Raw genomic sequence first — 26,464 nt, forward strand, 5'->3', positions numbered from 1 at the left:
GGAGCCCCGCCGGCGCGAACTCGTCGGGCCGGGCCGATAGGTTATGACGCACGGCCCGCACGCCCCTCAGTACGGCGTGGGTGTGGTCCTTTGTTCGTGACGCTGACTTGATGAGATGATGGACTTGACCGACTTCGTGACCCCTACTGCAACCCGCGAGCAGAAGGTGCCGACCGAGACCGACGCCGGCTCGGTGGTGCATCACCTCGACGAGGGCTACCTTGTTGACTTTCTCACGAACGAGCCGGTGAAGGACAACGGCAAGGAGCGGGTGCGGCAGCGGATCCTGCGGGTGCTCTTCCACGAGTACCAGGTGGCCCCGGAGGACATGGCGCGCGACTTTCCGGTCAAGGTTGGCCTGGATGGCAAGACCAGGAACAAGAAGGCCGATATCGCCGTCTTCGCCCCCGGCACCGACCACACCGAGGCCAACCTGCGCCGCGTGGTTGTGTGCAAGCAGGAGCCGAAGCGCGGCAAGAACGTCGTCAAGCTGCGTGACCTTGACCAGATGAAGACCGAGCAGGCCGAACTCGAAGCACTGCTGGGCGCCGAGGATTTCCCCGAACGGCGTTATGGCATGTGGACCGACAATGTTGACTTCTTCTTCATCGAGAAGGAGTCGGGCCGCTTCGGCGCCACCTACCACCAGCGCGCCGACTGGCCGCTGGCAGACGGCACCGTCGGCTCCGGCCAGGTTGCCTCCGCGCAGCAGTTGCGCCGCGCTGAGCCCGAAATGCTCAAGGTCACCTTCCGGCGCTGCCACAACTACATCCACGGTAACGAGGGCATGCCGAAGGACGCTGCGTTCTGGCAGTTCCTCTACCTGCTCTTCGCGAAGATGTATGACGAGCGTGCCGCGCGTGACGGCAGTACACGGCGCTTCTACACGACGATGACAGAGCCGTACGAGAAGGAGGGTCGCGCCGCGATCCAGGCTCGGATCCTCGACCTCTTCGAGGACGTCAAGAAGCAGTACGCCGCCTCGGGACTGTTCACCGACCACGACCAGATAACCCTGTCGGAGCGGGCGTTAGCCTTCATCGTTAGCGAGTTGGCTCCCTATGACCTAGGCCGCACCGACATCGACGCCAAGGGACTGGCCTACCAGGAGCTGGTCGGCACCAACCTGCGTGGCGACCGCGGGCAATACTTCACCCCGCGCGGCGCGGTGAAGCTGATGATCGAAGTTCTCGACCCACAAGAGGACGAGACCGTCCTCGACCCGACCTGCGGCACTGGCGGGTTTCTGCACGCCACCCTGACCCACCTTCATCACAAGATGCAGGACGAGGATGGCACGCGTGGGTTGCCTGATTCTCCGGAGCAGAGCGAGCGCTATCGCGATCGATTGCGCAAGTATGCCGACCAGCACCTCTTCGGCGCCGACTTCGACCCGTTTCTCGTCAGGGCGACGTCGATGAACATCATGACCCTGGCCGATACCCCCGGCAACGTCTTCCACATGGACTCTCTCGCCTTCCCGAAGGGCCATCTCTCCGGTGTCGCCGAGGCGAGCAAACGGATCCCGCTGGCGAAGGGCAACGCCCCGGGCGTGGTCGACGTGCTACTGACCAACCCGCCGTTCGGCGCCGACATCCCGGTCAGCGACGAGTCGGTGCTCGGCGACTTCCGCGAAGGTGTGGCAAAGTCGTGGTCGCGCGACAAGGAGACCGGCGAGCTGCGCGAGAGCGCAAACCTCCGGGGCGCGCTGGCCCCCGAGCAGCTCTTTGTGCAGCGCGCCATTGAGTGGATCAAGCCCGGCGGCCGGCTCGGCATCGTTTTACCCAACGGCATCCTCTCCAACCCAGGCCCGGCCGACGAGGGCATCCGCCGCTTCATCCTGCGGGAGTGCTGGGTGTTGGCCAGCATCGAACTGCCGGTGGAGACGTTCATCGTCGACGCCAACGTCAACATCCTCACGACGCTGCTCTTCCTCAAGCGCAAGACCGACAAAGAGAAAACCGCCGAAGAGCTCGGCAACGCGATCTCCTACCCGGTCTTCATGGCGGTCGCGGAGAAGGTCGGCGTCGACCGCCGCGGCAACGAGCTCTACAAGCGCGCCCCCAACGGCGACCTCATCATGGAGACCTTCGAGGAGACCGAGTACATCACCATCTCCAGCGTCCCCCGCACCCGCGTGGTGAAGCGCAGCCGCCCGGTCATCGACAACGACCTGCCGCTGATCGCGGAGAAGTACCGGGAGTTCCGCAAGCACCATCCCATCCCCGGCTTCGACCCACGCGCCGGCAAGGGGGCGGGAGAGTGAAGGTCACCAGTCTCGACAACCCGGTCAAGGTCGACTGGTTCTTCGAGCAGGGTTGTCGTTTGGACCCGGCCCCGTACCTCTCCGGTGCGCTGGAGGCCCGTAAGAGGCTGGAGGCGCTCCCGAATACGGTACGTCTCGACTGCGTCACTGCTGGGCACAGCGGGGGCATCTTCAACGGCCCGAAGTTCAGCCGGATCTACCTGAACGACCCGGGGCATAGCGTCCCGTTCCTCGGCAGCACCGACATGCTCGAGGCCGACTTCAGCTACCTGCCTCGCTTGAGTAGGGACATCGCCACGGCGCTCCCCTACCTTGAGGTCGAGCCTGGGATGTCACTGATCTCCTGCTCAGGCACCATCGGCCGCATGGCGTACGTTCGGCCCGACATGGCCGGATTCTGGTCGTCGCAGCATGTGATGAAGGTGCAGGCAGATCCAGACAAGATCCCGTCGGGCTATCTGTATACCTTCCTGCGCAGCGGCTTCGGGATCCCGATGATCGTGTCCTCGGCGTACGGCGCGATCATCCAACACATCGAGCCGCACCACCTCGTTGACCTCCCGGTACCCCGCTTCGACGCCGACCTGGAGCAACGCATCCACGACCTCGTCGCGGAAGCCGCCGACCTACGCGCCGCCTTCCAGGCCGGCCTACATGCCGCCACCGAAGACTTCTTTCGCAGCGTCGGCCTGCCCGACCTCATCGACTACCGCTGGCATGCTCAGGAACCTGACCTGGGGTTCGTGGTTAACGGTGTATCACCCGCGACACTTCGTGCCATCAACTATCGCCCCCGAGCCCAGCGGTTGCTCGACCAGCTGCAGTCCGTACCTGGAACGACGCTCGGTGAGGTCTGCGAGGGCGGAATGCTCCGAACTGGCGCGCGATTCAAGCGGGTCGATGCTGGGCGGGAGCACGGAGTTCGCCTGGTGGGTCAACGCCAGGCATTCTGGACTCGACCCGAGGGGCGGTGGATCAGCGCTGCAGCGGCTCCGGCCGACATCCTGCAGGATGACGAGACGATCCTCGTGGCAGCCCACGGGACGTTCGGTGAGAACGAGGTGTACTCGCGATCGGTGCTCGTAACCGGGTCCGCCCTCGCGAACGCCTACAGCCAAGACTTCGTACGGGTAGTGAGCGGCATCGCAGAGGTGCCTGGGGCATACCTGTTCGCCTTGTTCCGTACGAACGTATTGTTCCGAATTTTCCGCTCGATCAGTGTCGGCGGGAAACAGCAGGAGTACCACACGCAACTGCTTCGCGCGCTTCCGGTGCCTCTCGCTCCCGCCTCAGATCGGGCGCGCATCGCCGAAACGGTCCGTCAGGCATATCGCGACCGTGACCGCGCGGATGTGCTAGAAGATGAAGCGCTGGCCTTGTTGACGCAGGCTATTGAGGAGGCCGAAGCCTGATGGCAAGGATCGTTCGGATCGGTGAGCCCGCGAACGATGCCGAGCGGCGAGTCATCGCCTACCTGCGCGACCACGGGCCCGACGACTGGACGGTCCTGCACAACTTCGAGGTATCCGACGCGCGGGGCAATCTCTTCGAGGTCGACCTTGCTGTGGTGACAGACCACATGGTGTACGCCATCGACGTCAAGGGCACCTTCGGCCGCATCGACGTCCACGGCAGCAAGTGGATGCCTTCTGGGCGCGTGCCGTTCCACAGTCCGCTGCCGAAACTGCGTGAGAACGCCAAGCGGGTCAAGGCACTTCTGGAGAAGCACTACGGCGCGCTGACCCGGGTGTTCGTGGACGCCGTCGTCGTGCTGCCGGTGAAGGACGCGCGGCTAGTCGACCACAACTTCCCGCAGCGTGACGCGGAGTCGACGGTCAACCTGCAGCACCTGATGGCGCTACTCTCGGACGTCTCCCGGGTGCCGACCGGCGCCTACGCCGTCGACGCCGACATCAGCCGCCACCACGACAAAATCGTCGAAGCGATCCAGGGTGTGGCTAGCGTGCCTTCGGGGCCGCTGCTCTTCGGCAACTGGCAGGTGCTGGAGGTTCTCAGCGAGACTCAGCACGCCCCCGGCGTCGACGTCGTCGCTGAGTACCGTGCCAAGAACGCCAACACCGTCCAAGGCTCCGGCACCGTCCGTCTGGTCGTGCGCCAGGCGGATCTTTACACCGAGGCGAAGGAGCGGGACAAGCAGCAAAAGCAGATCGGTGTTGCCTACGAGGCCCTCGGCAAGCTGCCCGCTCATCCGGCCATCGTCGGCGTGCGCGACTTTTTCCCCGACGCCGAGGACCGCGGCTATGTGACGGTCTACGACGACGTGCAGGGCTCCGCGCTCCGGGTACATCTGGGGCTCGGCGCCGCCGAGCCACTGACCCTCGACCGAAAGCTGCTCATCCTGCGGCAGGTGCTCGACGGGCTGGCATTGATCCAGAGCCGACACCTCGTGCACCGTGCTCTGAGCCCGGCTACGATCCTGCTCACGAACGACGGCCGGGCCATGATCACTGGCTTCGACTACGCCAAGACGGCCCAAGTGCGAGCGTATACGGTCGCGCTCGACGCGCACGCCAACGCCGACGCCGCGTACCTGGCTCCCGAGACGATCGATAGCCCGACGAAGATGAGCGCGAAGTCGGACATCTACGCCGTTGGCGTGATCGGATTCGAGCTGTTCACTGGACACCGGCCGTTCGGTTCGATGACGACCCAGGTCCGGGCGCGCGGCGTGCTCCCCGAACAGGATCTGGTACAGGCCGACGTGCCGCCGCAGCTGCGGCACTGGTTGACCCTGCTCTGCGCCACGGATCCGAGCGAGCGGCCCAACGCCAAGGAGGCTTTGCGTCGCCTGCTGCTGGCGATCGGGGAAGTGCGTCGTCCGCAGCGCCGCATCGGCGGTGGCGGAGGCGGGAACTCGCAGAGCCCGCCGTCGAACGCGGCCGACGTCAGCGCAGACCCTCGGCGCAACCCGGGCTTCTGGCGACGTCTGGAGCGCGACTACCTTTTGGGCACGAAGTACCTGGTGAAGTCTCAGCTGGGCAAGCCGGGGGCTTCCGGCGTCGCCTACCGCGTCTATGACTCGATGCGGAACGTCGACCGAGTGGTCAAACTGATCTTGAACGACCCGGCGAACCCGCAGGAGCAGGCCCGCCGTGAGGGCATGGTCATGGACCGCCTGCGCGGCTCCACTCACCCCAACGTGCTCAAGATGGTCGACGTCGATCAGCTGCCGCCGCCGTACTCCCACCCCTACCTGGTCTTCGAGTACGTCGAGGGCAAGGATCTCGGTGAGGTCATCCGCAGCGGCCCTCTGACCGTGGCGGATGTGCTGAGGATCGGTCTAGATGTGGCATCGGGGCTGGCGCACATTCACTCACTGGACGTGTGGCACTGCGATATCAAGCCGAGCAACCTGCTGTGGACCGAGGACGGTGTCCGGATCCTCGACTTCGGCATCGCCAAGACCCCCGAGTCCACCCAGGCCCACACCTCCAACACGCCCAAGTACACTCCACCCGACATCGACCAGGTACCCGCTACCGGCGCCGGGTTCGTCGACCGGGACCTGTATGCGCTTGGCGTGACCCTGTACGAGGCGCTGACCGGGGCGTACCCGTGGGACGCGAGCACTCCGCCCCCGGCGGTGCCGGCCGAGGACCCGCGCACCCGGTTTACGTTGCCGGAGGAGGTGCCGGCAAAGCTTGTCGAGATCATATTGAGGGCGATTGCTCCCGGGCGTGGGGAGCGGTTCACGAGCGCGGAGGAGTTCCTTACAGCGCTGCGGGTGGCCGACAAGGCGCCGACGCCAGTCACGAGGATCATCCCAGTTCAGGTGAGCAACACCAGCGAGGTGCCGCCGGCAACCACGCGCGACGGGTTGGAGCCTGGAACGTCGGGCGAGAACCCGTTCGTTGCCCACCTGCAGACTCTCTACAGTCAGAGCCGACGCAGCAATCGCGGCACTCGCGGGATGGATGCGCACGACTACCGGGTCTACGTACCGACTGCTCTCGACATGGCACTCGCTCCGGCAGTGCTGGACGGAGCGCATTCGCTTGTTATCGTCACCGGAAACGCCGGAGACGGCAAGACTGCCTTCCTGGAGCGGCTCACGGCCGACGCTCGGGCTAAGGGTGCGACCTTCATTGCGGAGCGGCCCAACAGCGCCGAGTTTGAACTGGGCGGCAGGCGTTTCCGCACCAACTACGACGGCAGCCAGGACGAAGAGGACATCGCCAGCGACGAGGTGCTCACCGAGTTCTTCGCGCCCTTCGAAGGTGCCGACGAGATCGGCACCTTAGCTGGCGAGACGCGGCTGATCGCGGTCAATGAGGGCCGCCTGGTCGACTTCCTTTCCCACCGCAGCCGCCGGTTTGCGGCGCTCAAGGTAGCGGTCGAAGAGGGGCTGCGTGGAGAGAAGAGCCCGGGAGCAGTCGCCGTGGTCAATCTCAACCTCCGTGACGTTACCGTGCGGCCCGCGGACACTCTCGACGGTTACCGCGACAACGACTCCGTTCTGGAGCGGATGCTGGTCGAGATCACTGCCCCGCGCTTATGGGAGGCCTGCACAGGCTGCGTCCTCATCGACTCCTGCTATGCCCGGCGGAATGCGGCCACCATCGCCAACCCCGTGATCGGCGCGCAGGTGCGTGACCGGCTACGCCGCATCTACGAGATCGCCCAGCTGCGAGGGCGGCTGCACATCACCCTGCGAGACATGCGCTCCGCACTCGCCTACACAATCACCTCAGGACGTGACTGCGCCGAGATACACGGCCTCTACAAAGCGAGGGACCGTGCTGCGATCCTGGAAGCTCACTACTTCAACTCCTACCGCGGCGGCGCGCCTGATGTCGAGCGGGACCGGCTGCTCGTGCAGCTGCGCGAGGTCGACGTCGCCGCGGTGCCACAGCCGGTGCTGGACCGGCGGTTGGCGGCCGAAGGGTTGCTGGAGCATTACCTAATTACCCCCGGGGACCGGCGCAATCCCGACCGTGTCCTGCTCAAAGCGGTCCACGACGAGATCATCGCGGACCCCACCAGCACGCAGGCAACGACCGACTATGTGGCCGCGGCCCGGCGTTTGATGTACTTCGAGATGCGCGACCCTGGCTCAGCGACGAAGATGCTGCCGTATGCCTCAGCCCGGAGCTTCCTGGCCTACCTCGACCGGGCTCAGCCCCAGGTCGAGGATGTCCTGCGGGCGCTGAACCGCAGCGAGGGAGTGACCTCGCCTGAGATTGCGGACGGTGGGCTGGTGATCCGGGTCCGTGACGTCGTCGGTGGCACAGTGCGCAGCCTGCGCCGCTTTCCTAAGAGCGGGTTCACCGTGGGGCGGGTCGGCTCCGACACGCACCGTTATCTGGAGACCAGACCGAGCGCGTTGAGGCTGACCTACACCGATCGGAGCCGGGCAGGAGCTGCACCGGCGGAGCTGCGCATCGGGCTAGACCTTTTCGAACTGATCGAGCGATTTCGGCGCGGCTACCAGGCCAGCGTCGACGACGACCAGGGATACGCGCTGGCCGTGACCATCTTCAAGAACCAGCTCGCGGCCGTGCCGTATCAGGAGGTCCTGCTCACAGTCGACGGTGCGCTGATGCACACCGTCAGCCGCACCGGGGACGGAGTCCTGCACCTGACCACGCAGACCGCGGACATACCGGAGACCGAGGAAACGGAATGGCGCTAGACAGCAAGGACCGAGCCTTTCGGTGCGACTCGATCAGCCGGATCGACTACAAGACCCTCACCATGGACCGGGTCCTCACCGCCTTCCTTGCCCGACTCTGGCATGACGGGGTGCCGAGCCGGATGAGCCGGGCGGTCGACCTTACAGTGGAGGACTATCTCTCGCTGCTGCTCGATCCCGACGCACCGTTCGATGGATTCGCCGACAACGAAGACATCAGCCAGCGCTGGGTCGGCACGCACCTGCTCGATCTCGTCAACCGTGGCAGGGTCACCGAGGCAGTCGCCGGGCCCCGACCGTTGCACGGCTTCGCCTACCGGTTGCGCAATAGCCGCCGCTCTCGCCCCTACGGCGCGGACGAGCAGCTCTACGAGCTGCTGGCGATCAAGCCACTGGCGGTCCAGAAGCTCAAGGACTTTTTCTTCTCCGACATCGAGGCCGACGGGAGGGTGATCCCCGGACCCGACATCGACGTGGAGTCACAGGCACTCTTGAGCATGGTGTCGATGACTGAGGAGAAGGCCCAGGACCGGCCCGACGGCTCCACCCGCAAGCCACTGGTGCCACTGTGCAAGCAGCCCGCTGAGCTGATGGCCGACGACGTGCTCCGGCTGCTGCTGCACCGCGACTTCATGCCGCGCACGGTGCTCGTCGAGCACCTAAAAATCCTGCTCTCCTTCCATCTCGCGCTCTACCACCTGCGGATGATCAAGCTGGTTCCCGCCGCCGTGCGCACCGGTGCCGTGGATCCATCCTGTACTCGCGGGCACCGGCCCGCGGAGCCCTGCCCCTATGCGGTCAATCTCTTCGTCGATGTGCTCGGGGTCGACAATGGCGGCCCCGCCCCATATGCGGCCAGGAGTGCCGCGATCTGGTACGGCAGGCTGCCTCAGTTCGTCCGGGGCACGTTCGCCGTCCAGAAGCTGGGCGACTTCGCCGCAGACCTGGCCAAACACGGCAAGCTACTCAAGGCGAGCGGGCGGAACGAGTTGCCGGCGGCCGAGGCGATCGCGCTGTTGACGGACAAGCACAAGAGAGACCGCGAGATGTTCTTCGACATGCGGGTACGCCGCATCCTCGATGATGAGGAGGAGCCGCTCGCGCCGGAGTTGCAGACGATCGTGGATCTCGGCCTCAGTCGCTTCGAGACCTACCAGGAACTGATCATGCACTACCGCGGCGCGTTCCAGCGGAAGTATCTAGTCGAATGCATTGACTCACTCCTAATGAAGAATCGGCCCGGTCAGATGGTCACCCAGCCACGGGGGAAGGCCGGCGCACGCCGGCTCGTGCTCGACTCGCGGCTGCTGGAGGTGCTCTTGCAGGTGGCGCTCGTGCAGCAGGATGAGACTGGGCGAATGCGGACCTGGCCGATGCGCGTCGACGAGGTATTGGACCTGTTCCGAGCCCGGTACGGGCTGCACATCGATCAACTGCCGAGCGAGGACGGGTTCGCCGGTGCCGACGTACCGGACCAGGCTGCTTTGCGGGAGAACTCCGCAGCGTTCGTCGACCGGCTCCGGGAGATTGGCTACTACCGCGACTTGTCCGATGCGTACCTCACCCAGACCATCACGCCGCGCTTCACAATCCGTGTCGAGCACCTCGACGCGGAAAGGAGCGCGCGATGACCACGACCACGGTCGGACTCGTCGAGCCCACGCCTGCCGACGTGCGCAATGCGCTGGAAGACGTCTTGGTTCCGCGCCTGCTGAATCTGCTTACCGCCCGGCAGGCGGGCCACTGCATGCGAGTCACCGAGCTCGAGACCGACCTGGCGCTCCGGCTGGTCCAACGACTCCGGACCGCGACCCTGCCCGGCACCGTAGTGTGTCTGCTGGCCGCCGACGAGCAGGCCCGCGAGGACACCACCGGGTCGTTGGTGAGCAGCACCAAGCTGGTCGAGCTGCGAAACCGACCGGTCATGGAGACCACCGGCCCCCTGCTGGTCTTCGTCCCACCGGGCTTGCGGGCAAGCGCCGAGGACTCGTTCGGCGTTGCGACATTCGAGGAGGTTGCCCTTGGCGACGCCTATCGAATGCTGCGCAAGGAGCTCCTAGCGAAGGTGCCGGCCGCCCTGCGCGACGGCATCAACTGGCTTCGGGAGACCCTCGCGCAGAAGAACGACGGCCGCGACAACGACCGCGCCTGGGTGCACTACCTGTTGACCATCGCGGCCAATGACTACGAGCCTGACGCGGCCGGTGCCGCTCTATACCGGTTCGGGCTGGTGCCCGACCTCGGCTTGTTCAACTCGGACGCCGATGTGGCAAGTCGTATCGGTCACAACCGGATGCAGGTCGACGAGCTCAGCCGCACCGAGCTCGACGAACGCCAACGTGTGCTCGGCCTCGGGCTGCCCGACTCCGCTTTCACCGCGAGACTCGCCGGATTCGCCGGGCGGATCGGGCTGGAGGACCGCAACGCGTGGACCCGACGAATCATCACTGACCGGGAGAACCGCGAGCTCACCTTCGACAAGTGGCCGGCGCCCCGCAGTCGCGAGGTCGCCATCAGCGTCGACGTGCACACCCTCGATCTGCCCCGGGTCGGCGACAACGCCGAGCACCTAGAAAAGTACCCCGCGCTCAGGTCCCTCGCCGGCCAGGCTTATCTGGTCGCTGGCTCCAACGGCACGAAGACGCTGGCCGTCCAGTTCAAGGTCGACCCCCCGCTGACCCCAGCCGACGGACTGCTCAAGCTCAGAGCCGAGATCGAGTCCGAGGACGGCGGCCCCACCGGTCGCGCGGTTTCGGTCGCTGCCGGGGCAAAGCCAAAGAGCGACTACAAGGCGACCGTACGAAACCTGCACAAGGCCGACCTCGACGAGGGCTGGCATGTCCTGACGGTCACTCCAGTCGCCGACACCGACCGTCCGGTCGTAGTGAAGCCGGGAACCGGCCGCAGCGAGGCGTTCTTCGTGGTCCGTGCAGACGAGGACGAGGAGCCGCCAGAAACCAAGGCGACTCGATACGAGAGCGTGCTGCACGCCGTGGAGCGCATCGCCTTCGCCCGATGTATTGAGGGAAAATCGGCGCGTGACCTGAAGCCTGGGCAGAGCGCCTGGTCGACACCAGCCAAGGGCGGCCTCCACGTATCTGCCAGCGTGTACATCCCAGGCGGCGGCAACATCGAGGTCCGCCTCTCCGAGCGATTGACCGACATCGAGCGCAAGACGCTGCTCGCACCAGCCGAGGTCGGGCTGTGGCAATTGCCCATCAGCCAGGACGGCACCCCTGCCGTGCCGAGGCGCGACGAGACCGACTGGGCCTCCGGACTCGGGCCGGAGGCCGAGCACGCGTTCGGGGCGGTGCTCTCGGCCCGCGACCGGCTCTTCGCCGACGTGCTCGGCGTCGTCGACGACGACCACCCAGGCGAGGTCGTCGAGACGGCCAACCTCATTGGAATGCGCACCCGGATCACCGAGTACGCCGCCGCCTTCCATAGGACGTTGAACGCCCAGGCGACCTACGTACAGCGGGCCGACTCCGCAGAGAAGGCGATGGCGCTCCGCGCACTGGCGGGATTACAGCAACTCGATGCGTTGGCGACCACCTACATCGACGGCCTGGGGACGCTGCACCGGCTCCTTCTACTGGGGCCGACGCATCCGCTGCGTCTGCTGTGGCTCTCGGAGTGGGCCGCACTCGGTGCTCAGTGGCGGGCCGACCTGGACGGTCAGCCGCGGGACACCGCGCCGAACGCTCAGGCGTCGTTCTTCGGGCGCCTGGACTCGCTCGGCTTCCCGTTCGCAGTGCCGCGTCAAGACGGGCGACTGCTGGCCGCGGTTGGCAACCTGACGCCATTCTGGGCGGCGTACCTCCCCAGCGGCGCCGACGACTCTCACGGGCTCGTCGACAAGATCGCCGGCGCGCTCGGTGTACCAGCCGCCGCGCGCGGGTCCGGTGTTAACTCGACCAGCCTGATCCTGGCCGACCGGATCGAGCGCTATGTGCGTCAGCACCCCTACGTCCGAACGCTCGTGCTCAACATCGTCAACCCGGGCGACGCCGGCCTGATCGTCGAAGTCCTGCTCGAACTCCAACGGCGACCCGACACCAAGCAACTCAACTACGACCTCCGCCTATGTACCGATCAGACCGAGATGCCGGGAATCGGTGGCACTCTGGCCGAGCTCACGCGTTCGGACAGCCGGTTCAACAGCGACGAAGCCGAAGCGTTTTCGGCACGCCAGGCACGCGGCGCGCCAAAGCTCGCCTACTCGGTGCGCTCACTGGTTGAGTTCGAGGAGCGCCCGGAGGAGTTCGAGGCACACCTAACCATCCTCATCGACGCCTTCGCCGGGGAAGAGCACGACACCGCCCGGCTGCAGCAGGTCAGGCAGGCACCGGCGCACGGCTTCGTGCAGCAGGCGACCACCTTGTTCGACGTCGATGACGAGGGGGCCGGGGTTACCTGGCGCAAGACACCGCTGTTCGCGTCGGCCCTTCGCGTGACCGGAGATTCCGGGGAGCTCTTGGTCAGGCTTCCACGTGACCTAGCGCTCTCGGCCGCGGCCGTCGCGACTAAGGCGTTCGACCGCGTACCCACGACGACCCTCACGCTCGATGCCGTGCAGCGCTCGCTGCTGCACCAGGCACACGACATCAGCGACTGGGTCATTGTCATCGACCGGACCCTCGGCCTTGAGTACTTCGACCGGGCCGACGATCGCGGGTCGAACGACTACGTCATCGACTATGTTTCCACCCGAACTGGACTCGGTCGTCAGGTTCTGATCAGCTCGCGTAAGGTCGACGAGCTGCGGCGCCTGCTCGCTCCGGTCGTCGGTGACCACGGCATCGAGGTCGACGACCGGCACCTGCAGACGTTTTTCGAACAGATCCGGTTGCTGTCGGGGAGCCTGGCATTCAAGCTGGCTTCTGCTGCTCGCAACCAACGTGCTGAAGTGCTCGGGCTCGCGCTGGCGCGCATTTATCTAGAGGGACAGCGCGTGCTCGGCGACCAGATCGTCCTGCCACTCGACGCCCACCACGAGCTGTACGCCGAGACGCGTCGCCGCCCTGCGCCTGCAGAGCGGTCGTTGCGGCGCACAGACCTGGCTTTGTTCAGCTTCGACGCTCTCAGCCGGACGATCACCTGCCGGCTGATCGAGGTCAAAGCGTACTCGACCATCCCCGACGTGGCCGCGTACGAGCGGTTGCAGACGCAGATCAGCGAGCAGATCGCTACGTCGGAAAAGGTGCTCAAGGAGCAGTTCGACCCCGACCTCACCGATCCCGATCGCGTGGACAGAACGGTGAAGAATCTGGAACTGGCCGCCCTCCTGCGCTTCTATCTAGAGCGGGCCGAGCGTTACCGGATGGTCAATCGCTCGGTCGGGAGCCATGCGAGGCGGCTGCTGGAAACGCTCGATGACGGGTTTACCCTGCGGTTCGAGCGCGCGGGGCTCGTCTTCGACCTTTCTGGTGATGGTATAGATCCGGAGAAAATCGGCGGGGTCGAGTTTCACCACATCGGGCGAGACGAGATCGACGAGCTGCTCGGGACCGTGCCGACTGAGCCAGACCGGCCGGGCGACGCGACCGAGCCCTACTCCATCACCGTCCCGGCGCTGAGCCGCACTCGTCGTGCCGATGCAGCGTTCCGGGCACCGACCCTGGAGCCGCTCGTAGAAGAGGAACCTGAGTCGCCGGCTCTGTTGTCGGGTGCTGCGCACGCTGCCGAGTCGTCAGTGCATAATGGCACTTTTGCTGTGGAACCACCTGCATCCGATGCTGAGGAGGTCCAGTCGGGGGCGCTTCCCGAGCCGGCGCTGGAGCCTCAGCCCGAGGCCGCAGGTGCAGGCGAGGTAGGCGCATCCGGCGCTGACGTCGCCGTCGTGCCCGCTGAGGCTGATCGAGCGGTGCCGAGGCCAGACATCCTCGTCGGTGTCACCGGCGATACACCCCAGTGGGCGCTGCTGGGCGAGGTGGCTGGGGGCCGTAAGACCGCACTCGACCTCAACGAGACGCACACGCTCAGCCTGTTCGGGGTCCAGGGAGGCGGGAAGAGCTACACCCTCGGCTCCATCATCGAAGGCGCCACGCTCGCTGCTCCGGGGATCAACCACCTGCCGCGCCCCCTCGCGACCATCGTCTTCCACTACAGCAGCACCCAGGATTACGCCCCCGAATTCACCTCGATGATCGCCGCCAATGATCACGACCGCCAGCTCACCCGGCTGCGAGAGCGCTACGGTGCCGAACCGGCTGCACTGAAAGACGTCCTGCTGCTCGCCCCCACCGACCAGCTCGACACGCGCCGCCGCGAGTTCCCAGGCATAGATGTCCAGCCGCTGCTCTTCGGGTCGGACGAACTGCACATCAACCACTGGAAGTTCCTGCTCGGCGCCGTCGGTAACCAGTCGATGTACCTCCGCCAGCTCACTCAGATCTTCCGGGCACACCGCGCCGACCTGAGCCTCGGCACGATTCGAAACGCCGTCGCTGCGTCGGCCATGACAGACAATATGAAGGATCTCGCCCAGCAGCGGCTCGACCTTGCCTCGTTCTACATAGATGACTCCGTGCGCATCTCTGACTACGTACGCCCCGGACGGCTGATCATCGTCGACCTGCGCGACGAGTTCATCGAGAAGGACGAGAGCCTCGGCCTCTTCGTCGTGCTTATGCAACTCTTCGCTCAGGCTACCGATGAGGGCGGTCACTTCAACAAGCTGGTCGTCTTCGACGAGGCCCACAAGTACATCGACAGTCCCGACTTGGTCGATGTACTTGTCGAGTCCGTCCGCGAGATGCGACACAAAGGGATGAGCATCCTCGTGGCCAGCCAGGACCCGCCGTCGGTGCCCGTGTCGCTCATCGAGCTCTCCGACATCGTCATCATGCATAAGATGACCTCGCCCGCCTGGCTGAAGCACATCCAGAAGGCCAATGCCGCCCTCATGGCTCTCCGACCGGAACAGCTTGCCAACCTCCAGCCCGGCGAGGCGTACCTGTGGGCGGGGAAGGCGACAGAGCGCTCGATGACCCATGGCGCGGTACGCGTCGCCCTCCGCCCGCGATTGACTCGGCACGGCGGCGCCACGAAGACGGCGCATGGGTGAGTGATGAACCGAATGCGGTGGGTAGGAAATTCCGCGGATTAAAAATGCCCTGAGCATGGCAAAGGGCACTCATACATCCGCTGTCCAGATTCCGAGTCCGTCGTCCGGCCGCGTTCGTGCTCGTCCGCGCCGCAGGGCCCCGGCAAAGTCGTGACGGTGTCTGACTTGTGAGGCTTGGAGTAGAAGCGCCGTTGGTGGTGGCAGCAAGACGGGCATGACCGGCTCAGAAGATCATCAAGGTTCCTACGCCATGCTGATCGCCGAAGTGAGTCATGCCCGCACTGCCATCATCGCTGATCTCGTCCCTGTCCTGCGCACCGGCTCTGACCGTTGCCGAAACCGCTGGTGGGCTGCCCGAAGCGCTCGCTGGTCTGCCTGATCCACGAGCCCGGCGAGGTGTCCGGCACCAGCTGACCGTCGTGGTCACCGCAGCGGTGTGTGCCGTGGTCGCCGGCTACCGCTCGTACACGGCGATCGCCGAATGGGTCGCCGACGTGCCGGCGGCAACGGCTCTCGCCTTGGGCATGACCCCGGATCGGCGCCCGTCGGAAGCGATGATCCGTCGGTTGTTGCAGGCCATGGACCCGCAGCTACTGACTGCGGCGATTGGTGTCTGGCTCGCCGGTCGGGCCACCGCCACCACCTCGACGGCCGGCCGGGCGATCGCCGTCGACGGCAAGGCCCTGCGCGGCTCCCGTACCACCGACACTCCGGCCCGGCACGTGATGACCGCCTGCGACCAGGCCGCTGGTGTGGTCCTGGCCAGCATCGACGTGGACGGCAAGACCAACGAGATCACCCGGTTCGCGCCGCTGCTCGACCAGATCAGCGACCTACGCGATACGGTGATCACCGCCGATGCCCTGCACTGCCAGCGTGAACACGTCACCTACCTCGCGCAACGCGGCGCGCACTGGATCCTCACCGTCAAAGGCAACCAGCCCCACCTACACGCCCAGCTCACCGCACTGCCCTGGCGGGCAGTCCCGGACGCCGCACGCGACACCGACCGCGGACACGGTCGCCGCGAGATCCGCAGCTGCAAGATCCTGACGATCTCCACCGGCATCGACTTCCCGCACGCCACCCAGGCCATCCAGATCCGCCGCCGCAGACGCCGCCTGGACCAGCCGAAACGCTTCACTACCGAAACCGTCTACGCCATCACCGACCTCCGACCCCACCAAGCGAAACCGGCACAGCTGGCCGGCTGGATCCGCGGGCACTGGTCGATCGAGAACAAGGTCCACTGGGTACGCGACGTCACCTACGACGAAGACCGCAGCCAGATCCGCACCGGCACCGGCCCCGAAATCATGGCCGCCCTCCGCAACGCCGCGATCAGCGCCCTACGCCTGACCGGGATCACCAACATCGCCGCCGCCAACCGACATCACGCCCGCGACAGCACCCGCCCGCTGACACTGCTCGGCATCACCTAAGGACTTTGCCGGGGCCCTGGTCCGCGCCGTGCCTAGATTGGGTGACGTCGCAATGAGTGGTCGGCAGAGGTGCGAATCCAGTAATCGTGCCGTGAGTCCGTCCCGCATGGGAGCATCCGAGCAACTCGGGAGCACCCATGGTCACGGGGGTCACGTCTGCGCCGGGAGACTCACGGCCCGGCTCCGGAACCTGTCAAGTCAACTGAGACAATTTCTTGATTTTGTTTAGCTTTGTGCTGGTGGAAGAGGGGCTCCGGCCGAGGTCACGGCCTGTTCCGGGTGGCTGTTGTCGGGTTTGTTGATCCATGCCCGGTCCGGTAGCCGGGGTGGTTGGGGACGGCGGCGTCCGAACCGTTCGGGATGTGCGGCCCAGGCGGCGTCGAGGGTGCGTTGCCGCTGTTCACGGATCTGTCCGGCGGTGCCGTGGTGGACCGATGCCGGGGTGTGCAGGCCGATCCCGGAGTGCCGGTGTTCGTGGTTGTAGTAGCTGTAGAACGCTTCGCAGTGCTGTCGGGCGTGCTGGATCGATCCGAACCGCTCTGGGAACGTGGGGTCGTACTTGAGTGTCTTGAAGCTGGCCTCGATGTACGGGTTGTCGTTGGAGGTCTTGGGCCGGCTGTGGCTGCGGCCGATTTTGAGATCGGTCAGCAGCTGGGTGACGGTCTTGCTGGTCATCGCGGCGCCGCGGTCGGCGTGCACGGTCAGCTGATCGGGGTTCACGCGTTCGCGGGCGGCGGCGTCGGCGATCAGCGCTTCGGCGAGTTGGCCGTCCTCGTGGGCGGCGACCATGTGCCCGACGACGTAGCGGGACCAGATGTCGATCACCGTGTAAAGGTGGAACCAGACGCCCTTGACCGGGCCGCGCAGCTTCGTGATGTCCCACGACCACACCTGATTCGCGGCGTCGGCGACCAGTTCGGGTTTGGTCCGGGCCGGATGGGTGGCCTGGCTGCGGCGTTCGCCGGTCTGCCCGGCGGCCCGCAGAATCCGGTACATCGTGGACTCCGAGCACCACCAGCGGCCCTCGTCGAGTTCGCGGGCCCACACCTGCGCCGGGGCCAGATCCACGTATGGCGGGCTGTTGAGCAGGTCCAGGACCTGCCGGCGTTCAGGCTCGGTCAGCGCGGACGGCGGCGGCTTACGCGGCGCCCGTGGCCGGGAGACCAGCGGCGGGGCACTACGGCGATACAGCGTCGCCCTCGACAGGCCGGTCAGCCGGCACGCGGGCGCGATGCCCCACAACGGCGTCAGCGCCGCCTGCGCCTCGGCGAGGACGAGTTCGGCATCGCCACGGCATCCGCGCTCTCGGAGAGCAGTTCCAAGAGCGCGTGAGCTTTTCCCATGATCGACAACGCGGTCTGGGTCTTGTTCAACTCGGCCTGCAGGCGGGCGTTCTCCCGCTGAAGACGGGAAAGTTCAGCGTTCTCGGCCTTCTTCGCCGCCCGCGCAGCCGATTGCCGCCGGTCCGTCAGGCCGGCCGCGGCTCCGGCATCCCGCGCCTTGCGCCAGTCGAGAAGGTGTGAACCGTACAGCCGTTCCCGGCGCAGAATCGCCCCGCGAGCCGCCGCATCCGGCGCCGACTCGTACTCGTCCAGAATCCTCGCCTTGAACTCCGCGGTGAATGTCCGCCGCTGGGGCCGGGCGTCCGGATCCAGACTCTCATGGGGCCTCGACGTCATGCTGATGTGCTCTCCTCAGGGCCGTCCAGGAAGAGTATCCCCTGGTAGACGGGCTGTCTCACATCAGCGTGACAGGGAGGGGCTCGTGCCGCCGCCTCCGAAGCGCAGCCCCAGGACAGCGTGAGTCCTGCCCCGCCGTGGCCGTAGTTGTGGATCACACGGATGCCGTCGAGTCGTTCCTGCTCGACCCGGACGAAGGGCCGTGTGGGGCGCAGACCGACCCGGTGGGCGATGACCCGGGCGTCCCGAAGACGTGGCTCGATCTCGGCGCAGCGGGAGATGATCGCCGCAGCGGTGTCCGGATCGGGTTCTCTGCTCCACTCGCCGGGCAGCGCGGTCCCGCCGATGACGACTGTCTCGCCGTGGGGGTAGAAGTGCGTCAGGTCCGGTGAGAGCCCCGTGTCCTCGAAGAAGAACTCGGTGATGCCGGGGTTCTCCACCACGACGAGCTGCCCGCGTATCGGAACCAGCTCGGGATCGGGTACGAGGTGCCGAGCGCCCAGGCCTGCGCAGTTGACGACAACAGGAGCGACACCAGCGGCCTGGTCGAACGCGTCGATCCGCCGAATCTCGACCACGCCGCCGGCCGCCTCGAATCGCCGCCGCAGGTAGCCGAGATAGACCGGCATGTCGACCAGCGGCGCGATGTATCGCCACCCGGAGACGAAGCCGTCCAGAAGCTCGCCCGCCCCACAAATCCGGAACCCGTCGAGGTGGTCGCCCCACTCCGGCGGATCGACCCACTCGCGAGAGGCCTCGACACCGGCGACGAGTCGCACCCCCGTCGACGGGTCGACGGCGAGATCCCGCAGGGCATCAAGGGTCTCAGCGCTCCACGCACGCACCCGGTCGACCGGTTCCACGAGGTACGGACCCCACATCGCCCCGGCCGCGTACGAGGTGGTCCGCTCGGGCGGGTCCGCCGCCCACACCTCGACCCGTATACCGGCCTCGACAAGACAGACCGCAGTCGTCAGCCCGGACACGCCAGCACCGACTACAAGAGCATCAAGACCGTCGCAGCTCACCACGCAGACCATAGGGCACAACCGGTTGACGGCGACCGAAGTGAGTGACGTTACATAACAGTGTTAATGACACCGTAACTGGATAGGTGCTGGAACATCGGGTATGCGTGTACGCCGATTTGCTCAGGTGGTGGCGGGGATCCAGGGGTTTCCGGTGACGGCTTGGATCAGGGCGTCGAGCATGTTGTTGCCTTGGCGGATGGCGGTGGCGGTGTAGCTGCGGATGGCGGCGAAGTGTTCGGCGCCGGTCATGGTGCGCATGCTTCCGGAGACCTTGATCCGTAGTTTCGGCATACGGATGGTCTGTTCGGCGGCGTTGTTGTCGAAGGGGACGGCCGGGTCGGTGACGAATCGTAGGTAGTCGTCGCGGCGGTCGCGGAGCCGGACGAACAGGGCGTGGTGTTTGCGCTGGAGTTTGCCGTCGCGGCCGGCGGTGGCCTGCGCGCCGAGCACGACGGCGGAGCGCAGCAGGTGCTGCTGCTCGCGTAGGGCGTCCGGGTTCGCTGTGTCCTGCCCGGTGTGGGCGTCGTCGGCCAGGCGGTTGAGCCGGCGCAGCGCGTTGATGGCTTGGGTGGCGAGGTCGGCGGTGGGGCCGGTGGCGGTGTCGGTGACGTAGACCAGTTCACGCAGCACGTGGGCGTTGCACAGGGCGTGGTTGGCGCTGGTGTAGGTGTCGTATGGCGCCCACGCGTCGTGCACGGCGACACCGGTGAAGCCGGGCAGGACACCGGCGTCGTCAATGGCGGCGGCGCCGCGTCTGCGGTGCGCCGTGAGGAGCACGTCGGTGCCGGTGGACGCGGAGTGCAGCCAGGCCAGACGGCCTTCGACGCGCATCCCGGTCTCGTCGAAGTGCACGACCGGCGCCTGCCGGATCCGGTCGCGGATCACCGGCAGCACCTGCTCGATGATGCCGAGGGCGGTGCGTTTGACCCAGGCGGTGACCGTGGCCGCCGCGACCGGCAGGCCGAACAGGTCCCGCAGCGCGTCGGCGGTACGGCCGATCGACAGGAACTGCCCGTGCAACAGGTAGACCCCGATCGCGGCGATCCGCGGCCCGTACACGGCAGGCGCGGTGGCCTCGGCGGGCCCGATGCCGGTGGTGCGATGTCCACACGGGCAGGCGAGGGTGACGATCTGATGCTCGGTCACCACGACCGTCGGTTCCGGAATGTCGAACACCTGCCGCCGGGTCACGGACACTTCGGCCGCGCCGGCCAGATCGTTGTCGCAGCCCGCGCACACCTCGGGGGTGTGCCGCACGATGACGTCGGGGTCGGCGACCTGCTCCAGAGTGGTGCCGGGCTGCCCGGCCGGGCGCCCCGGCCCCCGCCCGGACCTACCGCGCAAAGATTTGGGTGCCGGCTTGGCCAGCCCGTCCGTCGACGGCGGTTTCGAGGAGTTCTTCGACGACTGCTTCAGCTGGGCTTCCAGATCAGCGATCCGGCACTTCGCCGTACTGAGGTCAGCCTCCAGCTCCGCGATCCGCCCGAGCGCCTGATCCAACCGGGCGAACAGGTCCGCGTTCAGCGCAAGCAGCTGCTCATACGACGGCTGCGAAGGATCGGCGGGCACGAACGGTCAACGACCCACCCCGGCCAAACACCTCTGAAAGATCAACGACACCTATCCAGTTACCCTGGAACAACTCGGCTACCTCGACCAACGCCTGTCCACGGTTGCGGATGCCGGCGAAACGGACGAATACTCTAATCACTTCGTCGAACATGGGCGCCCCAAGCGCCCGCGGGCCCTCTTCGATCAGCTTCTGTGCATACCGCCGAGCCTGATCGTCCGCGTGCAGGTCCACCCCGTTCTCGTGCGCATACTCCTCAAGCAGCAAGTCAATGATCTTGGCTGCGACGAAGAACCGCTTGTCGATCATGAAGATGCTCGCCCTGCCGGCAAGCATGCCGCCGGGTCGCAGCGCTCCGGCGAGCACCTCAAGTCGTCGCTGATTACGGCCCCGGGCGAAGTGGCCGAACTTGAGCTCAGCGGCCTGCTCGATCCCGGCGTCGCGGCGCAGCAGGGTCAGCACCGTGTCGGCGGCGCCGTCGTCGATGGCGACCGAACCGATGGTCATGTACGGCTCGGTGGGCTGAAAAAGGGCCTCGCCATCCCAGCCGGACTCGTCTGCGGCGATCCACCGGCCGTCCGACCCGCCGTCCGTCGTTGGAGCGTTGCGGGAGTACTTGACGTAGTTATTGACCCGTAAGGCAAAGTTGCCGTTCTCAGCCGGCTGCGTAGCGGACTTCTGGTTTGCGGAACAGGGCTTTTACGGTCTCGGGTTGGTTCTGGCGGCGGCGTAGATGCGAGGCGGCTGCTGCGGACAGTTCGGCGGGGGTGGCCGGATTGGCTTGTGCGACATGGTGTTTGACGTCGGCGTTGAGTAGTTCCACGGGGTTCAGTTCGGGGGCGTAGCCGGGCAGGAAGTGCATCTCAACGCGGTCAACACGTTCGGCGAGCCAGTCGCGGACGGTGACTCTGCGATGCACGGGGCGCCCGTCCACGATCAGGTGGATCTTGCGACCCAGTTGGCGGACGAGTCGGTCGAGCCAGGCCAGGAACATCGGGCCGGTGAACGACCCGTGGTAGCAGGTGAAGTACAACTCGCCCTTGTTGCTGATCGCGGCCATCACGTTGACGCCGAAGCGTCTACCGGTCTTGGCCACCACCGGGGTCTGCCCGACCGGCGCCCAGGTGGCGCCGACCGCGGCATCCGAGCGCAGTCCGGTCTGGTCCAGCCACAAGATGATGGCCTTCTCCTTGCGCGCTTGGGCTTCGATGGCCGGATACTTCACGTCCAGCCACCGGGCGACCGCCTCGGGGTTCTGCTCGTATGCCCGACGGATCGGCTTCTGCGGCGACAGCCCCCACGAGCGCAGGTACTTACCGACCGTGACCAGCGACAGGTCGATACCGAACCAGTCGCGGATCAGCCGACGTACCTGCGGGCGGGTCCACACCAGGCCGGGCAACGCGACCTGGTCGGGGTTCTTGTGCAGCACCGCCCGCCGTACGCGGGCCTGCTGACGCGGGTCGAGAGCCTTCTGCTCGCCGGGACGCCGCCCCCGCTTACCGGCCTTGAGGGCCCGGTTTCCCTGACGGTCAAAGGCATTGATCCAACGCCACACCGTCTTCGGCGAGACACCGAACACTGTGGCCACCGCTGCCTGGGTGTGCCCGGCCTTGACCGCCGCGACCGCCCGACGACGCAGATCCTCCTGCGCCGCCGGGGAAAGCCGCCGCGCATCACGTACCACAACACCCATACACGGACAACGATCACGGCACCTTTGCGCTACTGGTCAATAGCACCAGAGAGGCCACCTGGCGTGGCTGAGGCACCGGGGACCGGATGGACGGGAGGGCTGCCATCGGGGCCGGTCGGATCTGCCGTGCCGGGCAAAACTGCCACGCAGCCCATTCTGATGCCTTGGCGCAACGTTGAACATCCCGGAAGGCGGAGCAACCCGGTCGGAGAGCTGCAGTCAGGCGCTGCGTGGGGTCACGCTACTCAGCCTATCGTCTTGGCCGGCTGCCCAGGGCGGAGCGGACGTTTGTAGGTGCTCGGAATCGACTTCAAGGCGACTCGGGTCGGAGCATCGCGGCGAGCCGTTGTTGATTGGAAGCGATCTGCGCGAGGGCAGCTCCGCGGGGAAGGCCCCAGACACCGGCAAGGTGTTCGGCGACGGCTGGTAGGTCTGCTGGGTGTGCCGGTCTCCCGGCGCAGCGGGCGTATGGTCCGTCGGTTTCGAGTACGACATGGCGCGGAGGGATTGTCCGGAGCAGACCACCGGCCCGGGATGACCGGATCATGGCAGGATTCACCGAGAACCAGAGTCCGCCGGTGACGGCTTGCTCGGCGACGGCGATGGATCCGGTGTACCAGTGCAGGACGGCCACCACATTCGTTTGGAGCAGCCGGGTGACCGTGTCGCGTTCAGCGCCGCGGCTGTGCACGGTGATCGGTTTACGGAGGACCGCGTCGATCGCGAGCAACGCCTCGAACGCTTCCATCTGCAGGGCCTTTGTAGCGGCGCCTGCCTTGGAAAAGTCGAGCCCTACTTCGCCGACCCAGTCGGCATCCGGCAGTAGGCGGCTCAGCCGGTCCAGGTCACGGCGGTAGTGGGTGGTGACGCGGAGGGGATGCAGGCCGATGCCGAGGTGGATGCCATCTCGCCGGCCGAGCCGGGTGCGGAGGAGCCGGAAACGTCCGGGATCCTCGGTAACCGCGACGACGTGGACACCGGCCGCTTTGGCTTGGTTGGAGTCTCTACGCGAGTTCGCACAGCGCCACCTCTGCTGATCTTGGTTGTTTGGGCTGGTAGGGGGTCTTGTCACGGATGCAGGCCCAGAGGACGTTGAGGCGTTATCTGGACAGGGCGGCGGTGGCTTGGCGGTGGGTCTTTCCTTCGGCCCTCTTCTTGTCGTAGTAGGCGCGTGATCATGGGCAGTGGGTCAGCGCGGTGAAGCTGGACATGCTGAACACCCGACGCAGCCCGCGGTGGTAGCGGTGAGGCCGAACCTGGTGACCCTGCCTGCGGCCGGAGTCGCGAGAGATCGGCGCGAGCCCGGCGTGCGCGGCGAGTGCGGCGGCGCTGGGGTAGGTGGTGAGGGTGCAGGCGTGGGCGAGGAACTCGGCGGCGAGGGTGGTGCCGATGCCGGGCAGGCTGGTGACGATCTCTCCCAGCTCGTGCTCGGCGACGACGCCCGCGATGGTTTCCTCGATCGCGGCGATGCGATCGTTGACCGCTTCCAGATCGGTCGCCATCTGCGCCACGATCCCGGCCGCAGTGGCCTCCCCCGCGACGGCGACAGTCTGCGTCCGCGCGGCGGTGAGAACCTTGGCGGCCAGTGCCTTGGCGGCCCGGACACCGTGCTGGCGCAGGTAGGCCAGGATGCGGGCTTCACCAGCTCGGCGCAGTCCGGCGGGGGTCTGCCACTGCGCGAGGAGCCGCAGCGCACCTTTGCTACTCAGGTTGAGTGCCTTCTCCAGGGCGGGGCTGATCATGGTGAGCAGGTCCTGGATGCGGGCGGTGATGCGGACCCGGTCGGCAACCAGGTCCAAGCGGCGGGAGACGAGCAGCTTCAACTGCTGCTGCACCCCGTCCGCGAGGGTGAGGGTCGGCAGATCGGTGCGCATGCGCAGGGTCTGGGCGATGACGTAGGCGTCGTGGGCGTCGGTCTTGCGTTCGCCGTGGAACGCCTCCGCCATCCGCGAGGTGACCGTGCCGCTGACGTAGCGCACGTCCGCGCCCCGGTCGAACAGGACCGCCAGCAGCAGTGCGGCGGGTCCGCCACGCAGGTCGACGGCCCAGCGGATCGGCTTACGGCGCTTGCCGAGCCGGCCGGCGATGCCGGAGATGGCCTGCTGGTCGTTGGGGATCTTCTCGGACATCACCACGGTGCCGTCGTCGTCGACGACGCAGACGTGGTGGTGGGTCTTGCCGACGTCCACGCCGGCCCACAAGCTGCCCACCGGGCATCACCCTTTCGCTCGTGCTGGTCAAGGGGCGTGGACCCGCCGCGGTTCAGTAGCCACAACTTCGGAAAGGGCGATCGGTCGCAAGTCTCCATCCAGTGCTGATACAGCGGTCATCAGCGAGGGCCGGGGCGTCCTACTCCAAGCTGGCCATGACATCGACAGCACACACCCAGACAGTCACCCGACCCTCCGGGTCGACCCCGCCAAACGACACAGTTCGATATCCGGTTGCGGGTCCCGGCGGAACCCTGGAGTCTGCTGCGGTCGGCATCGGCTTTCTGGGCGGCTCCGATACGCCGCAGCCCCTCAGGTCCTTCCCGCAATCGCGGCACCGGTCACCGGGCGGCGAGCCGTGCGTCAGGTGTCGAGGCCTGCGAGGTTGAGGCGTTCGAGCAGGCTGGGCTTGCGGGCGTGCGCCGCCCGTAGCTCGGCCAGTCGGTGTCGGAACGATGAGCTGTCCCCGTCGCGTTCAGCGAGGTCGCGCAGGTCGACGAGGAGTTGAACGGCGGTGTCGTACTCGCGGGGTCTCTTCGTGGCGATGAGTTCGTCGACCCGCTGCCAGGCGGCGGGTTGGTCGACCGCGAGGGTGTCGAGGTGCCGTTGCCGGGCTGCTGCGGCGGACCGTTTCCGGCGAGCCCGGTCGCGTTCGCGCTGCTCGGCGTCCCGTCGTTCCCGCTGGGCGCACAACTCCGCGGCGGTGGCGAGCAGTTCCCCGGCCGTGCGGGCGACTGCCGGGGCGGGCGTATCAGTGCGGTGTGCGTCGCGGTAGCGGCGCAGCAGTCGGCTGCGTAGGTGGCTGTCGCCGCCGGTGATCAGGTCGGTCAGGATGGCGTCCTTGTCCCGGGCGGGCAGCCCGACGACCCAGGTGCGGAGTTGCGCGGCGGTCGGTTCACCGGAGGCGGGCGGCGCCGATCCGGCCGCCGCGGCGGCAATCACATCGGGGTCGATGCGTAGGAACTCGGCGACGGCGGTCAGGGGCGCGTCGAGGGTGCCCAGCCCGGCCGGGACGGGCGGTTCGGGCTCGTTGGCGGTGATCTCCTCGGACTGAACGCAGCGGAGCCAGGCCAGGTAGAGCAGGCGCAGATCGTCGGCAGCGAGGCCGGCCCGGACCGGGATGATGGAGGCGAGCAGACCGTGGCCGTCGAGGTCCCACTCGTCGGTGCCGTCCTCGTCCTCGTCGTGAAGGTCGATGATGACCTGCTTGCCGGCGGTCCACGCGGACGCGCTGTCACCCTGGCAGTACCGGGCGACGATGGCGGGGTCGAGCACGTGTTTGGGTAGCCGGAGCATGAGCTGGCGGGTGCCCCAGTTGGTCAGGTACAGGTGTGCGTCGAAGTATCGTTCCATCAGCTTGCGCGGGTCGCCCTTGAAGTTGCCCCACTCGTAGGTGTTGACGAAGCTGGTGGCGGTGATGTCGGCGCGGGTGGACAGCGACCGAAGCTCGGCCTGCTCCCGGCCGGTGAGGGGTCGGTCGACGGCGATGAATTCGTAGTACTGGTACTCGCTCATCGTGGCCTACCTTCCGGCCCAGTGCCGGTAGGCGTCGATAAACGCGGCACCGTCCGGCGCGGGGGCGGGTAGCGGCAGGTCGAGTAGATCAATCTTCTGCCGGTGGTGGCCTCGGGCGCAGACCGCGACGATGCTGTCCGCGGCTAGTTCGATCTTGCGCACGGTGACCTCGACGCCGAGGACGGTGGTGGTGAACGGCACCGCCAGATGCTCCCCGATCATGTTGAACAGGCCGGCGCGCTCATCGTCGTAATCGTCCGTGTCGACAGTAGCTTCCTCGATCATCGCCTCCAGCGCGGCGCTGCCCTTCGATGCCATCGGCGGAGGCTAGCG

15 protein-coding genes and 1 pseudogene are annotated in these 26,464 nt (G+C 66.6%); 6 read left to right on the forward strand and 10 right to left on the reverse strand.

Annotated elements, in window-relative coordinates; all coding sequences use genetic code 11:
- The first annotated feature begins 124 nt into the window (after positions 1-124).
- From mads2 to ID554_RS10075, 6 genes are all read left to right on the forward strand, one after another.
- The gene (gene mads2, locus ID554_RS10050; RefSeq protein WP_199489312.1) at positions 125-2,266 is read left to right on the forward strand and encodes a methylation-associated defense system DNA methyltransferase MAD2; all 2,142 of its coding nucleotides are present in this window, start codon (positions 125-127) and stop codon (positions 2,264-2,266) included.
- A complete protein-coding gene (mads5, locus tag ID554_RS10055; RefSeq protein WP_117231051.1) occupies positions 2,263-3,678 on the forward strand; it encodes a methylation-associated defense system restriction endonuclease subunit S MAD5 in 1,416 nt (471 codons plus the stop codon). The genes mads2 and mads5 overlap by 4 nt, the downstream gene beginning before the upstream one ends.
- Entirely contained in the window at positions 3,678-7,919 is a 4,242-nt protein-coding gene (mads6, locus tag ID554_RS10060) for a methylation-associated defense system protein kinase MAD6 (RefSeq protein WP_117231052.1), read from the forward strand. The genes mads5 and mads6 overlap by 1 nt, the downstream gene beginning before the upstream one ends.
- On the forward strand, positions 7,910-9,550 hold the full coding sequence (mads7, locus tag ID554_RS10065; RefSeq protein WP_117231053.1) for a methylation-associated defense system protein MAD7: 1,641 nt from the start codon (positions 7,910-7,912) through the stop codon (positions 9,548-9,550). The genes mads6 and mads7 overlap by 10 nt, the downstream gene beginning before the upstream one ends.
- Entirely contained in the window at positions 9,547-14,988 is a 5,442-nt protein-coding gene (mads8, locus tag ID554_RS10070; RefSeq protein ID WP_117231054.1) for a methylation-associated defense system ATP-binding protein MAD8, read from the forward strand. The genes mads7 and mads8 overlap by 4 nt, the downstream gene beginning before the upstream one ends.
- A 371-nt stretch (positions 14,989-15,359) precedes the next feature.
- Positions 15,360-16,430, forward strand: coding sequence for an ISAs1 family transposase (locus tag ID554_RS10075; protein WP_117231056.1), 1,071 nt, complete (start codon positions 15,360-15,362; stop codon positions 16,428-16,430).
- A gap of 225 nt (positions 16,431-16,655) precedes the next feature.
- On the opposite strand, the gene ID554_RS10080 is transcribed toward ID554_RS10075, so the two are convergent.
- From ID554_RS10080 to ID554_RS10125, 10 genes and pseudogenes are all read right to left on the reverse strand, one after another.
- Positions 16,656-17,672: an IS3 family transposase gene (locus ID554_RS10080; RefSeq protein ID WP_113974893.1), complete on the reverse strand. Its 1,017-nt coding sequence runs from the start codon at positions 17,670-17,672 to the stop codon at positions 16,656-16,658.
- Positions 17,673-17,677: 5 nt separating this feature from the next.
- Entirely contained in the window at positions 17,678-18,109 is a 432-nt protein-coding gene (locus ID554_RS10085; protein ID WP_113974894.1) for a transposase, read from the reverse strand.
- Complete coding sequence (locus ID554_RS10090; protein WP_223884517.1) at positions 18,106-19,149, reverse strand: FAD-dependent oxidoreductase; 1,044 nt, start codon at positions 19,147-19,149, stop codon at positions 18,106-18,108. Before ID554_RS10090 ends, ID554_RS10085 begins: the two co-directional genes overlap by 4 nt.
- Positions 19,150-19,260: 111 nt before the next feature.
- Positions 19,261-20,709 (reverse strand): IS66 family transposase, encoded by a 1,449-nt coding sequence (gene tnpC / locus ID554_RS10095; protein WP_191088771.1) that lies wholly within the window; start codon positions 20,707-20,709, stop codon positions 19,261-19,263.
- The gene (locus ID554_RS10100) at positions 20,678-21,217 is read right to left on the reverse strand and encodes a hypothetical protein (protein WP_117231211.1); all 540 of its coding nucleotides are present in this window, start codon (positions 21,215-21,217) and stop codon (positions 20,678-20,680) included. The genes tnpC and ID554_RS10100 overlap by 32 nt, the downstream gene beginning before the upstream one ends.
- Positions 21,218-21,365: 148 nt before the next feature.
- The gene (locus ID554_RS10105) at positions 21,366-22,406 is read right to left on the reverse strand and encodes an IS630 family transposase (RefSeq protein WP_117231212.1); all 1,041 of its coding nucleotides are present in this window, start codon (positions 22,404-22,406) and stop codon (positions 21,366-21,368) included.
- Positions 22,407-22,716: 310 nt separating this feature from the next.
- Entirely contained in the window at positions 22,717-23,478 is a 762-nt protein-coding gene (locus ID554_RS10110) for a TatD family hydrolase (RefSeq protein ID WP_117231213.1), read from the reverse strand.
- A pseudogene (locus tag ID554_RS10115) lies at positions 23,411-24,616 on the reverse strand (IS110 family transposase). The gene ID554_RS10110 and the pseudogene ID554_RS10115 overlap by 68 nt, the downstream one beginning before the upstream one ends.
- Positions 24,617-24,979: 363 nt before the next feature.
- A complete protein-coding gene (locus ID554_RS10120; protein ID WP_117231214.1) occupies positions 24,980-26,131 on the reverse strand; it encodes a hypothetical protein in 1,152 nt (383 codons plus the stop codon).
- 6 nt (positions 26,132-26,137) lie between these two features.
- Positions 26,138-26,449, reverse strand: a complete 312-nt coding sequence (locus tag ID554_RS10125; RefSeq protein WP_117231215.1) for a hypothetical protein — start codon at positions 26,447-26,449, stop codon at positions 26,138-26,140.
- Positions 26,450-26,464 lie beyond the last annotated feature (15 nt).

Source organism: Micromonospora craniellae (genome assembly GCF_014764405.1).
Lineage (GTDB): Bacteria > Actinomycetota > Actinomycetes > Mycobacteriales > Micromonosporaceae > Micromonospora > Micromonospora craniellae.